Source organism: Myxococcus sp. XM-1-1-1, from assembly GCF_020037095.1.
GTDB classification, from domain to species: domain Bacteria; phylum Myxococcota; class Myxococcia; order Myxococcales; family Myxococcaceae; genus Myxococcus; species Myxococcus fulvus.
In genome coordinates this window covers 296,717-310,460 of the sequence record NZ_JAIQDH010000004.1, presented here as the reverse complement: position 1 = coordinate 310,460, position 13,744 = coordinate 296,717, and the positions used below count along the sequence as shown (strand labels likewise).

Below are 13,744 nucleotides of genomic sequence, written 5' to 3'. Positions count from 1 at the left end.
CCCCGCACGCGACTCCACAGTGGGGATTCATCCCAGGAGCAACCCATGAGCTGGAGCCGAGGAATCCGTCAGACCCACCGTTGGCTGTCCGTGGCCTTCACGGTGGCGGTCATCGCCAACATCGTCGTCATGGGCCAGGAATCGCCGCCCGTCTGGGTCGCGTATCTGGCACTGCCTCCCCTCCTCCTGCTCCTGCTCACCGGCCTGTACCTGTTCGTGCTGCCATACAGGGGCCGGGCGCGCGGAGAAGCGCGACACTCCGACTGAGCGCCGCGGCACCCATGCGGAGGTCATCCAGCGAGGGTGGAGGCCCTCAGTTGCAGAGGACCCGGAGGAGGCGTTCGGTGCGCACGCGGGACACCGCCACCTCCCGAGAGGAAGCAGCGGGCCCGCATGCCCTCAGCGCTCGACCTGCCGCCTACAGCGTCTTCATGTACTCGATGAGCGCCAGACGCTCCGGGTCGGTGAGCACGGAGTTGAACTCGTGCCCGCCGTTGTCCTGGCCGAAGGCGTTCGTGTTGTAGATCTTCCGGTCCTCCAACTGCTGCCGCGTGCGCGTGGGCGGGAAGAGGATGTTCCAGGAGACAATCAGGTTGCTGAACAGCACGTTCATCAGCTCCTGAGCCAGCGGCGTGGTGAACTCATCCCCCGGCTGGCAGTTGATGTACGGCGACACCGCCGGGTTCAACGGCCCGCGCCACTTGCAGGCAATCGTGTCGTACTTCCACCCCAGCTTCGTCGAGTCGAACGCGCGCTGCAGGTCCGTGTCGAACCCCATCACCACCAACGGCTGGTCCCACCGCGGCGGCGTGGAGACCCGGCGCCAGATGGGCTTGCGGTCCGACGGCTTGAGCACCTCCCACACGTTCGGCACCGAGCCGTTGTGGAAGTACGGCGCCGTGGCCCAGACGCCGTAGAGCGGCGGCGCCAGATAGCCCAGCGGGCGGTTGCCCCGGATGTGCGGCTGGTTCTGCGGACCACAGTCCTGGTCCGTCCCCGCCGTCGTCGGATAGCCAAAGAAGTTCTTCGCCCCCGCCGACTGCACCGCCGCGTTGTTCGTGTTCACGCGCACGGGGTCCGTGCCGATGATGTCCAGCGGGACGATGTAGCTCGCCATGCCCTCCAGCATCGGGGACGCGAGGAAGGACGGGTCGTTGACGTACCGGGGCGCGTATGCCCCGTGGCAGCTCGCGCACGAGCCGTTGCCCTGCGGCCGGGGCACCGTGTTGTTGCGCGAGGGCGCCCACATGTCGAGCGTGTGGAACAGCACCGCCCCCTGCTCCGCCAACGTCGGGTTGATGGGCAGCGGATACGGCGGGGACTTCAGCGCGTCCACCCAGGTGTTGAGCGACGGGCCGTTCTCCCGCATCCAGTCCTGTCCCGCCTCGCTCAGCGGCCCGCCGGCACTTCCGAACAGACCGATGAACGGCGTGTAGAACACCATGTCCACGCGCGGCGCATCCATCGGGAACACCCCGTCGACGAACTTCACCGGACGGTGCCCCATGTTCCACCACGCCGGCGTGTCCATGCCGGCGGTGGAGCCGGAGTTGATGAGCCCAATCACCTCCGAGGGCCGCAGCAGCTTCTCGTCCGGGAACAGGAAGGCCAGGTTGATGTCACTGGCGTTGTTCGTGCCGCGTGTGCGGTTGAGGTTCAGGAACGTGGCCAGCGACGCGGGATACCCCAGCGGCAGCAAATCACTCAGGAACAGGTCCAGGTCCGCCAGGCTGCTGCCACCGCCCACCTGGACGCCCATCCCCGGACCATCCGAGGGCTTTCCCACCATGCCGCTGTGGCAGGCGTGGCAGGTCACGCCGATGCGCCCGCTCCAGCTGCCATCCGGATTGCGCAGCTGCGTGAGCATCTCCGGCAGCTGCCCGCTGCCACCGTTGGAGAGGTTGGGGAACTGCCCCGGCAGCGGATAGGGGTTGCGCTTGGGACTCAACCCCGAGCCGTAGCGTTGCGAGACCAGGGTGTCGAAGTTGTCGGGACGGAAGGGAAAGCCCCAGACCCGCCACAGCTCGTTGTACTGCGCGGCGGAGAACGTCGCGATGCCGAACGCGGCCTCGGGCACGGTGTAGTCGGTACCGGTGAACAGCGCGCCCACGCCGGGGTGGCCGTTGGTCAACAGGCCCTCGCCGTGGTCGAAGCGCGCGCGCAGCTCGCCGCACGTCTTCGCCGCGCCCACCTCCTTCACCGCCACCGGGTCGACGTGGCAGTTCTTCCAATAGGCGTTGAAGTGCACCGCCTTGCCGTTGCTGATGCCCGGCTGCACCAGCGTGCGCGGGTCCACGGGCAACAGCGTGCTGTCCGCCTTGCCATAGCAGAAGTCCCACTGCACCGAACCGCCTCGACTGCTCTTCAACAAGTCATTCGCGGCGCCGACGCCGGGGACCGCCAGCGTCGCCACGGCAACCCACGTGCGAATGAATGACACGGCGTGACTGCTTCCTGTGAGTGACTTCCTGACGACGCGCATGAAACGCTCCTTCGCTGCGTGTTCCCGCTTCCCGGCCGCCAAGACACGGAGGGAAGCAGGCCAGGCCCGTCCGGAGCGCCGCCACCACGGCGGACTCCAGGGCGGGCATCCCTGACAGCGAGGCGGAAGTGCGCGCGGAGGGACATCGTCGGGCGCCTCGCCGAGCGCACCCGACAGCCCTCGTCCCACGCACGGTCGTCACTCCACTCGAGCGCGCGAGGAGCGAGACCTGCTCGGCAATCGAGGACCAGGGGAAGGAGCGCATGGGGGCCACTCGTGACTGCTTCGCCAGAAAGGATGCCCTCTTATTGGCAGACCGTCAACAAGCCCTCCTTCCAAGGCTGTCCACTTTCCGACGGAGCTGGGGCAATCCCAGACATCCAATCCGAGGCGTCCCGCCTCCGGCTCCTCCCGCACGAGGGCATCGGTCGGATGACCGACCTCCTCCCAATGACCGACCTCGGGCGGATGACGGACGCGCGCGGTGAGGCGCCCATGAGACGAGTCCCTCCACGCAATGCCTTCTTCCGCCACACCCCGAGGCCCCATGAGCAAGCGCTTCACCCGCATCCTCGTCACGCTGTTCGTCACGCTCGCGCTGCTCGGCGGCGGCGTCACGCTGTACGGCGACAACATCCGCAAGCTCTTCGGCGCCAGCGCCTCGTCGCTCACGGGGAACCATGAGGCCGTCGCCTCGGACTCGGAGGGCCTCCAGCGCAAGAGCATGAGGACCTTCGGCAACAACGACGCCTATGGCGACTCCGACACCGGGCAGCGGGCCAGCGTCCCCGTCGCACAGGCCCCGGCCCCCAGCGGCGCGCCCCAGGCCATCAATCCGCGCACCGACGTGCGCGAGGACGCCCTCTCCACCTTCGCGGTGGACGTGGACACCGCCTCCTACACCCAGTTCCGCCGCTCGGTGACGGAGCACCAGCTCCCCCACCCGTCCAACGTGCGCGTGGAGGAGTGGGTCAACTACTTCCGCTACGCCATCCCCGCGCCACCCCCGGGGCAGGGCCCGTTCCACGTCGCGCTCGAGGCCGCGCCCTCGCCCTTCGCGGAGCGCCAGCACCTGCTCAAGGTGAGCCTCCAGGGACGCCACGTCCCCAGGGCCGAGCGCAAGCCCACGCACCTGGTCTTCCTCGTGGACACCAGCGGCTCCATGCAGGGGCCCGACCGGCTGGCGCTCGTCCAGAAGTCGGTGAAGCTCGCGGTGGAGGGGCTCAACCCTCACGACACCGTGGCCATCACCACCTACGCCGGCGGCGTGTCCACCGTGCTCGAGCCCACGCCCGCCAAGGAGCGCAAGCGCATCAACGCCGCCATCGACGCGCTCTCCGCGGGCGGTGGCACCGCCATGGGGGATGGCCTGGAGCTCGCCTACCGTCAGGCGGTGCGCATGGCGGGCTCACAGCGCGTCTCGCGCGTCATCGTGCTGACGGACGGCGACACCAACCTGGGCCGCAACCAGACGGTGGAGACGATGCTCGGCAGCATCCGTCGGTACGTGAAGGAGGGCGTCACCCTGTCCACCATTGGCTTCGGCATGGGCAACTACCGTGACGAGCTGATGGAGAAGCTGGCCAACCAGGGCAACGGCAACTGCTACTACATCGACTCGGAGCGCGAGGCGCAGCGCGTGTTCCGCGACCAGCTGGGTGGCACGCTGGAGGTCATCGCCCAGGACGTGAAGATCCAGGTCGAGTTCGACCGCGCGGCGGTGCGCGCGTACCGGCTGCTCGGCTACGAGAACCGCGCCATCGCCGACGCGGACTTCCGCAAGGACGACGTCGACGCGGGCGAGGTGGGCGCGGGCCACACCGTCACCGCGCTCTACGAGCTGGACCTGACGGGCAAGGGGGACACGGTGGCCACCGTGCGCGTGCGCGCCAAGAAGCCGGGTGACTCCGAGGCCGCCGAGCAGCGCTTCGTGCTGAACCGCAACGAGGTGAAGGCGTCGCTGGACCGCGCCTCGGAGGACCTGCGCTTCGCCGCGGCGGTCGCCAGCACCGCGGACCTGCTGCGCGGCACCCTGACCACCGACGAGCGCAACTTCTCGCGCATCCACTCGCTCGCGGCGGACGCCACCCACGGGCAGGAGGACCGCGTGGAGTTCCTCACGCTGCTCGGCAAGCTGCGCCAGCTTCTCGCCCCGCGCCTCGCCAGCAGCTCGCGCTGAGGCCCTACTGGACGCGGCCCGCCAGCGCGCTCGCGGCGGGCACGTCCAGCCACACCTCCACGTCGCGGTGCAGTTGCAGGAACGACGCGGGACACGAAGGCGTCAGCGGCCCCTCCACCAGCGCCTTCACCGCCTCCGCCTTCTGCGCGCCGAACGCCAGCAGCATCGCCCGGCGCGACTGGATGAGCGCGCCCATGCCCAGCGTCAGCACCTCCAGCGGCACGCGGCTCGCGTCATCCCCGAAGAACATCGCGTTCGCCTCGCGCGCGCCCCGGCTCAGCTTCGCCCGGTGACAGCGCGCGCGCAGGCTGTCCGACGGCGCGTTGAACGCCAGGTGCCCGTCCGCGCCCACGCCCACCAACACCAATCCCAGCCCTCCCTCCGCCATCAGCTCCGCCTCGTAGCGCTCGCACTCCTGGGCGAGGTCCGGCGCCGCGCCGTCGAGGAAGTGGATGCGCTCCTTCGACAGGTTCACATGTCGGAACAGGTGCCGCTCCATGTACGCGTGGAAGCTGCCGCCATCCTCCGGCGACAACCCCACCCACTCCTCCAGGTTGAACGTCCGCGCCATCGACCAGTCCAGCCGCCGCCGGGCCTGCAGCGCCACCAGCTCCCGGTAGACATTCAGCGGCGTGCGCCCCGTGGGCAACCCCAACACCAACGACGGATGCGCCGTCACCGCCTCGGCGATGCGCGCGGCGCACGCGGCGGCCGCTTCCTGCTCGGACTCGAAGACCCGGATGTTCATGGAGGCTCCTCGCTCGAAAAGAGCCGCGCACACGAACATGTTCTTTGCCCCCTCAACACCACCCGGGAGTCACGAAGCCGTTCACCCAGAGGCATGTCCGTGACTGTTGCAGCAACTGCCGTCATCGCCGACACCGCGCGGACGCGACGCGTCATACCGCGCGTGGCGCACGCACGGGTAGAGTGCCCGCCCATGGACCCCTTCATCAGCCTCGACGCCACCGCCCAGGCCGAGCTCGTGCGGCGCCGGGAGGTGACTCCGCTGGAGCTCGTGGACGCGGCCATCTCCCGCATCGAGCGCTGCAACCCCCGGCTCAACGCCGTGGTGCAGACGCAGTTCGAGACCGCGCGCCTCAGGGCGAAGGCTCCGCTGCCCGAAGGCCCCTTCACCGGCGTGCCCTTCCTGCTCAAGGATTTGCTCGCCGCGCAGGAGGGCTACCCGCTCACCTTCGGCTCGCGCTTCGCGAAGGACTTCGCGCCGGGCCATGACAGCGAGCTGGTGAAGCGCTACCTGCGCGCGGGGCTCGTGGTCCTGGGAAAGACCAACACGTCGGAGCTGGGGCTGCTCCCCACGACGGAGGGCTCGCTGCACGGACCGTGTCGCAACCCGTGGGACGTGACGCGCACGCCGGGAGGCTCCAGCGGCGGCGCGGCGGCGGCGGTGGCCAGCGGCATGGTGCCCTTCGCGCACGCCTCCGACGGCGGCGGCTCCATCCGCATCCCCGCGTCCGCGTGTGGCCTGTTCGGCCTCAAGCCCAGCCGGGGCAGGAACCCCACCGGGCCGGAGCTGGCCGACAGTGTCCACTGGCTGATAGGCGAGCATGCCCTCACCCGCACGGTGAGAGACAGCGCGGCGCTGCTCGACGCCACCGAGGGGCCCGACCTCGGCGCGCCCTACCACGCCCCGCCCAAGGCCCGTCCCTACGGCCTGGAGGTCGGCGCACCCCCGGGTCGGCTGCGCATCGGCCTGACGCTGCGCAACGCGGTGGGCGCCCCCGTCCACCCCGAGTGCCTCAGCGCCGTCGTCGCCACCGCGAAGCGGCTCGAGGGCCTGGGCCACTCCGTCCTCGAGGGCAACCTCCAGATTCCCGGCGACGACACGCTCGGCCAGCACTTCATGACGGCCTGGGCCTGTGGCGTGGTGAACACCGTGGAGGGGCTCTCGCGCCGCCTGGGCCGCGCGCCCTCGCCCGAGGACTTCGAGCCCTTCACCTGGGCGCTGTATCAACACGGGCTGAGCCAGGGCCTGTCGGCCTACCTGCACGCGCAGACGGAAATCCTGCGCTTCGGCCGCGTCTTCGCCCGGCACTTCGAGGACGTGGACGTGTGGCTCTTGCCCACCGTCACCGAGCCCGCGCCCGTGCTGGGGACGTTCGCGTCCCTGCCCGACGCGCCGCTCGCTCCCCTGTTCCGCGCGGCGGGCTTCACGCCCTACTGCCCCATGGCCAACATGGCGGGCAACCCGGCGATGAGCGTGCCCCTCCACTGGAGTCCCGAGGGACTGCCGGTGGGCGTGCAGTTCATCGCCCGCTTCGGGGATGAAGCCACGCTCTTGCGGCTGGCGTCGCAGCTGGAGGCCGCGCATCCGTGGACGCACCGGCGGCCGTCGGTGTTCGGCTAGGGGCCGCTCCTCCCGTCGCAGGGCGCTCGGGCAAACTTCATCAGCACGTCGGGTGCAAGGCGCGATAAAACATTCTTCATGAAAGTCGCCGTGCTTACCGGCGGGGGTGACTGCCCCGGCCTGAACGCCGTCATCCGCGCCCTCGTCCGCCGCGCCTCCGCCCACGGTTTCGAGATGATGGGCCTCCGCGACGGGTGGAAGGGCCTGCTCGAGGACAACCACTTCCGCCTCACCCGCGAGACGACCTCCGGCATCCTCCACCGGGGCGGCACCATCCTGGGCACCTCGCGCGTCAACCCGTTCAAGGTGGAGAACGGCCTGGAGAAGGTGAAGCGCGCCATCGAGCGCAACGGAATCCACGCCGTCATCGCCATCGGCGGCGAGGGCACGCTGTCCGCCGCCACGCGCATGTCCCAGGAGGGGCTGCGAATCGTGGGCGTGCCGAAGACCATCGACAACGACCTGAACGGCACCGACTTCACCTTCGGCTTCGACACCGCGGTGGCGATTGCGACGGAGGCGGTGGACCGGCTGCACTCGACGGCCGAGTCGCACAAGCGCGTCATCGTCTGCGAGGTGATGGGCCGGCACGTGGGCTGGATTGCCACCTACGCGGGCATCGCCGGCGGCGCGGACGTCATCCTGGTGCCGGAGATTCCCGCGGACCTGGAGCGCGTGGCCGAGCACATCCGCAGCCGCCACGCGGGCGGACGCAGCTTCTCCATCGTCGTGGTGGCCGAGGGCACGCGCATCAAGCTGTCCGCGGACCAGGGCGAGCAGCTGGTGACGAGCGGCGCGCTGGACGAGGCGGGACGGCCCCGGCTGGGCGGCGTGGGCAACATCGTCGCGCAGGAAATCGAGCGCCGCACGGGCTTCGAGACGCGCGTGTCCGTGCTGGGCCACATCCAGCGCGGCGGCGCGCCCACCGCGCATGACCGCGTGCTGGCCACGCGCTACGGCGTGCACGCGTGCGACATGGTCGCCCGGGGCGAGTTCGGGAAGATGGCCGCGCTCAAGGGCAACGAAATCGTCAGCGTGGAGCTGGCCGCCGCCACCAAGGAGCTCAAGCGCGTCCCGACGGAGTTCTTCGAGGTCGCCCAGGTGTTCTTCGGCTGACGCAACGCGACAACGCTCGGGGCGCGAGTGACGCGGGACGCTGGCCCGAGCGCGCATCCGGTAGCATCGGCGCCCCACCCTCGCCTCGAAGGGACGTGCCGATGCTGCCAGGCCGCATGATGGACTTCCCGCTGACGTTGACGCACTTCCTGGAGCGCGCGCGGACGTACTACCCGCGCTCCGAAATCGTCAGCCGCAATCCGGACAAGTCGATGCACCGCTACACGTACGCGGACTTCTACAAGCGCACGTGCCGGCTGATGAACGCGCTGAAGCGGCTGGGGGTGAAGGCCGGCGACAGGGTGGCGACGCTGAGCTGGAACCACTACCGGCACCTGGAGGCGTACTTCGGGATTCCGGCGATGGGCGCGGTGGTGCACACGCTCAACCTGCGACTGCATCCGAATGATTTGGCCTACATCGCCCGGCACGCCGAGGACACGGTGGTGCTGGTGGACCGCTCGCTGTGGCCCCTGTTCGAGAAGTTCGCGGCGCAGGTGCCGAGCATCCGCCATGTCATCGTCATCCCGGACGCGGGGCCCGCGCCGGAGGGGACGCTGGACTACGAGCAGCTGCTCGCGGCGGAGCCGGAGACGTTCGACTTCCCCACGCTGGAGGAGAACAGCGCGGCGATGCTCTGCTACACGTCGGGCACGACGGGCAACCCCAAGGGGGTGCTGTTCAGCCATCGGTCCATCACGTTGCACACGCTGGTGTGCTGCATGAAGGATTTGACGGGCATCGGCGAGGCGGACTCGGTGTTGCCGGTGGTGCCCATGTTCCACGCGGCGGCGTGGGGGTTGCCGTTCGACGCGCTGCTCACGGGGGCGCGGATGGTGATGCCGGGGCCGCACCTGGACCCGCCGTCGCTCCTGGAGTTGATGTCGGCGGAGAAGGTGACGGTGGCGGGCGGAGTGCCGACCATCTGGCTGGGCATCCTCGCGTTGTTGGACCAGGACCCGAAGAAGTGGGACCTGAGCGCGATGCGGACGATGTTGATTGGAGGCTCGGCGGCGCCGCCGGCGATGATTGACGGCTTCCGGCAGCGGCACGGGCTGGAGGTGACGCACGCCTGGGGCATGACGGAGATGAACCCGGTGGGGACGATGGCGAAGGTGAAGCAGGCGCTTCGCCACGCGGACGCGAAGGCGCAGCTGGGGGCGCAGAGCTCGCAGGGCTTCGCGCTGCCGTTCGTGGAGACGCGGGTGATGGGGGAGGACGGGAAGGCGTTGCCGTGGGACGGCGCGACGATGGGCGAGCTGGAGGTGCGCGGGCCGTGGGTGGCGGGCTCGTACTACGGCGGCGAGGGCGCGGACCGCTTCACGGCGGATGGCTGGTTCAGGACGGGGGATGTCGTCACGTTGGACGCGGATGGGTATGTGCGCATCTGCGACCGGAGCAAGGACGTCATCAAGTCGGGCGGAGAGTGGATTTCGTCGGTGGCGCTGGAGAACGCGCTGATGAGCCACCCGGCGGTGCTGGAGGCGGCGGTGTTCGCCGGGCGGCATGCGCGGTGGGACGAGCGCCCGCTGGCGGCGGTGGTGCTCAAGCCGGGGCAGGCGGTGAGCAAGGAGGCGCTGACGGAGCACCTGGCGAAGCAGTTCGCCAAGTTCTGGCTGCCGGACGACTACCTCTTCATCGAGCAGATTCCGCGCACGTCCACCGGGAAGTTCCTCAAGACGAAGCTCCGTGAGGACTACGGCGACCACCTCATCAAGAACCCGAGCACCGCCGCGGGGTGAGGCACGGTGGGCCCGCCGTCCGTGGAAGGACGGTGGGCCCCAAGCTCGTCAGCCCTGCTGGTCGATGAGCTGGATCTTCCGCTGCCGGCACACGTCCTCGAAGTCGCCCCGGTTGAAGGTGACGAGGGCGTGGAGCCGGTGGCTCCGACTGAGCAGCATCAGCCGCACCACCCGGTCCACCAGACTCAGGGCGCGGTAACCACCGTCCTTCGTCAGCTCCTCGAAGCACTCCGCGAGCGCCTGCTCGCGCATCTTCCGGTCGAACAACATCGACAGCCGGTTGCGCTGCCGCAGGCGCTTCAAGTCCCGCTCCAGCAGCCCCATCGACGCGCTCCTGCGCGCCATGCGCGTCGACACCGTCTCGTAGAGGATGGGCCAGGGCACCACCAGTTCGTGGGCAGTCGAGTCGAACAGCTTCTCGAACAGCGCCTTGGCGACGCCGTGGAGACCATCCCTCGGATCATAGAGCGCGAGCAGGAAGCAGGCATCGACACAGACCTTCATGCGTCGTCCTGCTCCTCACCGGCGAGCTCGACGTAGCCGACCCACGGGGCGGGACGCCGGTTGCCGAAGAGCCACTTGCCGCTCCACTTCCCTTCCTTGTCGGAGCCAATCAGGTAAGCCCGCCCCTTCTTGCCCACGATGGGCTTGAGGGCCCGCTTGAGCTGCACGGGCGTCTGCTCCGTGGTGAACGTCGCCATGCCGTCACCACACTCGCGCGCGTCCAGCTTCGCCAACCACCGGTAGAGGTCGTCGTAGTTGCCCCGGAGCCCCAAGTCGAACGAAAGCCAGTACCGCGTCATGAGCCCTCCCTGTCGAGCCCGAGCACTCTCGCCTCGACAGACTTCGGCCCGAAGGGGCGCGAGGTCCATCCTGGGTGTCTCACCCACCAGGTCGTGCTGTCTACCCCCTACCCTCCTTCGCGGCCCCATCACGACAGGGGCCGTATGGCCCGGCGATTCACTCAGACGATGCATGCAGTCTCACAGGTTGGACGGTCCGCGCCCCTTCACGAGCGCGGACCGTCTCCGCTGCAAGCCACACGCCTCACGGCGCACGATTTCCGAACCAACGCGGAGCCATCCACGAACTTGTAACTACGGCTTACACGTTCAGCCCACCGCGTCAGTTCGCGCCGAGGCAGACGCCGCCGCAGGTGGCCTCCACCTTGCCGTCGGGCCTGAGGAACAGGTCCACCTGCTCACGGCCCTTCGTGTTGCGACGCACCCCTTCATGCACCGGGTTGTCGTCCGCCGGCAGGTTCGCCACCGTGCCCGGCAGCGGCGAGGGCAACCCGAAGTCGAACTGCACCAGCGCCGCGCCGTCGAGGACCCCCTCCACCGCCGGCAGCTCCGGCACGCGCCACGTCGCCGGCAGCTGCTGCGTCAGCCCCATCGCCCGCGCATGCAGCTCCGTCGCCACGTTGGGCACCTGTGCATCGCCCAGGCCGTACTGCACCAACACCTTGCGCGACGCGGGGCCACCTTCGTACGGCGTCTTCAACACGTGCGGCGCGTACGTCAGCGGGTCGATGCGGTCGAACCCCGTCTGCGTCATCGCAGCGAACTTCTGCTGGTCCAGCGCGTCCGGCACCGCCGCGGCGATCGCCTGCAGGAACGGCGCGAAGGGCTTCGCCCGGAACATCATCAGCGAGAAGTCCGCCCCACCCACGCTGAACACCGCGCGCTCGAGATGCGGCGAGAGCGCCACGTACGTCCCGCCCAGGATGTGCCCCTGGCTGATGCCGTAGAAGTACGTCTGCCCCGGCTCGTACACGAGCACCCCGTTGTCGCTCAGCTCCGGCACGTCCCGGAGCGTCGTGCGCGCCGCGTACGTCACCGCCATCTGGTTCACCATCCCCTGATGCACCCGGTCCGAGAAGCGCATCGTCTGCCCCGGCTGCTGCGCCATCGCCCCCACCACCCCCGGCGCGTCCGCCTGCGACATGCCCCACCAGTCCACCGTCATCACCACCATCCGCGTCGCCTGCACGAACGGCCGCACGAACGAGCCGTCCGCCTCCCCCTGCCCGCCGAAGAAGCCGTGCCCGTACTGGAGCAGCCGCACCGGCGCCACGCCCTGCCCCCAGACACTCCGGGGAATCTGCAGCGTGAAGGGCACCTCCGCCTCGCCATTGCGCCGCACCCGCCCCTGCGCATCCCGCGCCAGCAGCGCTCCGGGCTGCGCCGTCTCCATGAACAGCGGCACCCGCAGCGTCCCCTTGATGCGACGCGCGATGTTCGCGTCCACGTCGTTCGTCACCTCCGTCACCGTCACCACCGGCGGCGTGGCCTCCATCGCCTCCATCGCCAGCCGACGCACATCCAACATGTCCCGCGTGACGTTCTGCTCGGTCTCCGTCGTGAAGTCCCACGCGAGCTGCAGCTCCGCGCGCGGCACCCCCGCCGCCTCCAACGCCGGGAAGATGTCCGCCTCGTAGCGCCGGGCCAGCGGCGCCAGCAGCGCGTCCCCCGCCGTCTGTCCATCCCGGATGCGGCGGAAGCCCTCCGGCACCGGCACCGGCGCGCCGTCCTTCGCCTTCAGCCCGCGCAGCGCCACGATGTAGCGCGTCCCACCCTTCAGCCGCACCGCCGGCCGCACCAGCAGCGCCCGCCGCGCGTCCGCCGCCGCCCGAGGGTCCAGCTCCGCGAAGTGCAGCACGCCCGTGCCGGCTTCCGCCTCCAGCAACACCGTGCTCCCCGACGTCGCCGCCGTGGGCCGCGTCACCGAGGGCAGCCCCGTGTCATCCACCCCGCCCGGGAACAGCGCCAGCATCTGCGTGCCATGCGAATACCCATCCGCCGGATGCAGGTCCGTGAAGTCGAACGGCGTCCCATCCCGCGTCTTCAGCTTCGCGGCCGCGCTCAGCGTCACCCGATGTCCCGAAGGCAGCGCCGCGTCCTCCTTCAGGAAGTAGTCCGAGGGATACGGCAACAGGCAGTCATGCTCGGACGCCAGCGGGTTGCAGCCCTCCGGCACCTGCAGCGGCGGCAGCTCCGAGCCCGAGTCCGGGGCCCCCGCATCCGGTGTCCCCGAGTCGGGCTGCGCCCCGGCGTCCGGCGTCGGCTGGTCATCGTCCGGGTCCGAGCACCCGCTCAACGCCAACAACGACGCCGCCAACACCCAGGCGCCGTGCTTCCTCATTCGCTCCCACATGGCTTGGACGCTCCTCGCGCGAACACAAATGTCTGTGTCACACGAGTGTCACCGGACACGCCGCGAGCGCAAAGCCTCATCTCACGACACACCGCGCCACGCACCACCATGCAGCGTCAGCCCTCACCTGGGGCTGACGCTGAGCTTCCACGGATGTATCAGATTCCGCAGATATCCTCGGCGAGCGAGATGCACGCGGCGATGAACTGCGCCGTCGTGCAGCCGCCGTTCTGGGTGCAGACGATGTCGCCGGTGCCCGGCTCGCTGCACCACTGCAACGTCACCCAACACGCGGCCTGGGTGACGGTGCGCTCACCTTCGATGGCCTGGGCGCTCACGTTGTTCTCGCCCGAGGCGTCCCGCACGATCACGGACCTCCCATCGTTCAGCGTGGCCTCGTACCGGGGCCCCTTGTCGTCGACTGTCGCCTCCGGCGTGGTGCCCTCGCCGCAACCGGCGAGCACGCCCATGGAAACAGCCGCGACCATCACGAATGACAGTGCCTTCATGCGCTTCTCCTGGTGATGGAGCCCACCGACCCGAGCTCCGTGGGCGGATATGCAATGATTGTCGAGCCTTCTCCATCGTTGATAGCCACTAGCTGAAATGTTTCCAGCCTCGTCTCGGGTCTGGGATTACAGCCACTCGCAATCACTGCGCATGGATTGAGCCTCGCGCGTGCCTCCATGAAACCTTCCGAA

The 13,744-nt window shown here is 69.4% G+C and carries 11 protein-coding genes; 5 read left to right on the top strand and 6 right to left on the bottom strand.

Annotated elements, in window-relative coordinates; genetic code table 11:
- Positions 1-45 precede the first annotated feature (45 nt).
- Positions 46-267, top strand: coding sequence for a hypothetical protein (locus K8640_RS11720; RefSeq protein ID WP_223747128.1), 222 nt, complete (start codon positions 46-48; stop codon positions 265-267).
- A gap of 151 nt (positions 268-418) precedes the next feature.
- Here K8640_RS11720 and K8640_RS11715 read toward each other — a convergent pair whose 3' ends face one another.
- Complete coding sequence (locus K8640_RS11715; RefSeq protein ID WP_223747127.1) at positions 419-2,440, bottom strand: hypothetical protein; 2,022 nt, start codon at positions 2,438-2,440, stop codon at positions 419-421.
- A 589-nt stretch (positions 2,441-3,029) separates the two neighbouring features.
- Here K8640_RS11715 and K8640_RS11710 point away from each other — a divergent pair.
- Positions 3,030-4,661: a von Willebrand factor type A domain-containing protein gene (locus K8640_RS11710; RefSeq protein ID WP_223747126.1), complete on the top strand. Its 1,632-nt coding sequence runs from the start codon at positions 3,030-3,032 to the stop codon at positions 4,659-4,661.
- Positions 4,662-4,665: 4 nt separating this feature from the next.
- Here K8640_RS11710 and K8640_RS11705 read toward each other — a convergent pair whose 3' ends face one another.
- Positions 4,666-5,409, bottom strand: coding sequence for a glucosamine-6-phosphate deaminase (locus tag K8640_RS11705; protein WP_223747125.1), 744 nt, complete (start codon positions 5,407-5,409; stop codon positions 4,666-4,668).
- A gap of 192 nt (positions 5,410-5,601) precedes the next feature.
- Between K8640_RS11705 and K8640_RS11700 the strand changes: the two genes are divergently transcribed.
- From K8640_RS11700 to K8640_RS11690, 3 genes are all read left to right on the top strand, one after another.
- Positions 5,602-7,029: an amidase gene (locus K8640_RS11700; RefSeq protein WP_223747124.1), complete on the top strand. Its 1,428-nt coding sequence runs from the start codon at positions 5,602-5,604 to the stop codon at positions 7,027-7,029.
- Positions 7,030-7,107: 78 nt separating this feature from the next.
- The gene (locus tag K8640_RS11695) at positions 7,108-8,145 is read left to right on the top strand and encodes a 6-phosphofructokinase (protein ID WP_141332983.1); all 1,038 of its coding nucleotides are present in this window, start codon (positions 7,108-7,110) and stop codon (positions 8,143-8,145) included.
- A gap of 101 nt (positions 8,146-8,246) precedes the next feature.
- Positions 8,247-9,887: a long-chain fatty acid--CoA ligase gene (locus tag K8640_RS11690; protein WP_223747123.1), complete on the top strand. Its 1,641-nt coding sequence runs from the start codon at positions 8,247-8,249 to the stop codon at positions 9,885-9,887.
- 48 nt (positions 9,888-9,935) lie between these two features.
- On the opposite strand, the gene K8640_RS11685 is transcribed toward K8640_RS11690, so the two are convergent.
- The 4 genes from K8640_RS11685 to K8640_RS11670 all read right to left on the bottom strand — a co-directional run bounded on the left by K8640_RS11685 (position 9,936) and on the right by K8640_RS11670 (position 13,552).
- The gene (locus K8640_RS11685; protein ID WP_223747122.1) at positions 9,936-10,391 is read right to left on the bottom strand and encodes a hypothetical protein; all 456 of its coding nucleotides are present in this window, start codon (positions 10,389-10,391) and stop codon (positions 9,936-9,938) included.
- Positions 10,388-10,690 carry a hypothetical protein gene (locus tag K8640_RS11680; protein WP_223747121.1) on the bottom strand — a complete coding sequence of 101 codons (303 nt, stop codon included), beginning with the start codon at positions 10,688-10,690 and terminating at the stop codon, positions 10,388-10,390. Before K8640_RS11680 ends, K8640_RS11685 begins: the two co-directional genes overlap by 4 nt.
- Before the next feature lie 322 nt (positions 10,691-11,012).
- Positions 11,013-13,043, bottom strand: a complete 2,031-nt coding sequence (locus K8640_RS11675) for a hypothetical protein (RefSeq protein ID WP_223747120.1) — start codon at positions 13,041-13,043, stop codon at positions 11,013-11,015.
- Positions 13,044-13,201: 158 nt separating this feature from the next.
- The gene (locus K8640_RS11670) at positions 13,202-13,552 is read right to left on the bottom strand and encodes a hypothetical protein (RefSeq protein WP_223747119.1); all 351 of its coding nucleotides are present in this window, start codon (positions 13,550-13,552) and stop codon (positions 13,202-13,204) included.
- Between the last annotated feature and the right edge of the window lie 192 nt (positions 13,553-13,744).

Excerpts from the sequence above, each read along its gene's own strand:
- K8640_RS11720 (WP_223747128.1), top strand. The coding sequence starts at position 46 with ATGAGCTGGAGCCGAGGAATCCGTCAGACCCACCGTTGGCTGTCCGTG.
- K8640_RS11710 (WP_223747126.1), top strand. The coding sequence starts at position 3,030 with ATGAGCAAGCGCTTCACCCGCATCCTCGTCACGCTGTTCGTCACGCTC.
- K8640_RS11705 (WP_223747125.1), bottom strand. The coding sequence starts at position 5,409 with ATGAACATCCGGGTCTTCGAGTCCGAGCAGGAAGCGGCCGCCGCGTGC.
- K8640_RS11700 (WP_223747124.1), top strand. The coding sequence starts at position 5,602 with ATGGACCCCTTCATCAGCCTCGACGCCACCGCCCAGGCCGAGCTCGTG.
- K8640_RS11695 (WP_141332983.1), top strand. The coding sequence starts at position 7,108 with ATGAAAGTCGCCGTGCTTACCGGCGGGGGTGACTGCCCCGGCCTGAAC.
- K8640_RS11690 (WP_223747123.1), top strand. The coding sequence starts at position 8,247 with ATGCTGCCAGGCCGCATGATGGACTTCCCGCTGACGTTGACGCACTTC.
- K8640_RS11685 (WP_223747122.1), bottom strand. The coding sequence starts at position 10,391 with ATGAAGGTCTGTGTCGATGCCTGCTTCCTGCTCGCGCTCTATGATCCG.
- K8640_RS11680 (WP_223747121.1), bottom strand. The coding sequence starts at position 10,690 with ATGACGCGGTACTGGCTTTCGTTCGACTTGGGGCTCCGGGGCAACTAC.
- K8640_RS11675 (WP_223747120.1), bottom strand. The coding sequence starts at position 13,043 with ATGTGGGAGCGAATGAGGAAGCACGGCGCCTGGGTGTTGGCGGCGTCG.
- K8640_RS11670 (WP_223747119.1), bottom strand. The coding sequence starts at position 13,552 with ATGAAGGCACTGTCATTCGTGATGGTCGCGGCTGTTTCCATGGGCGTG.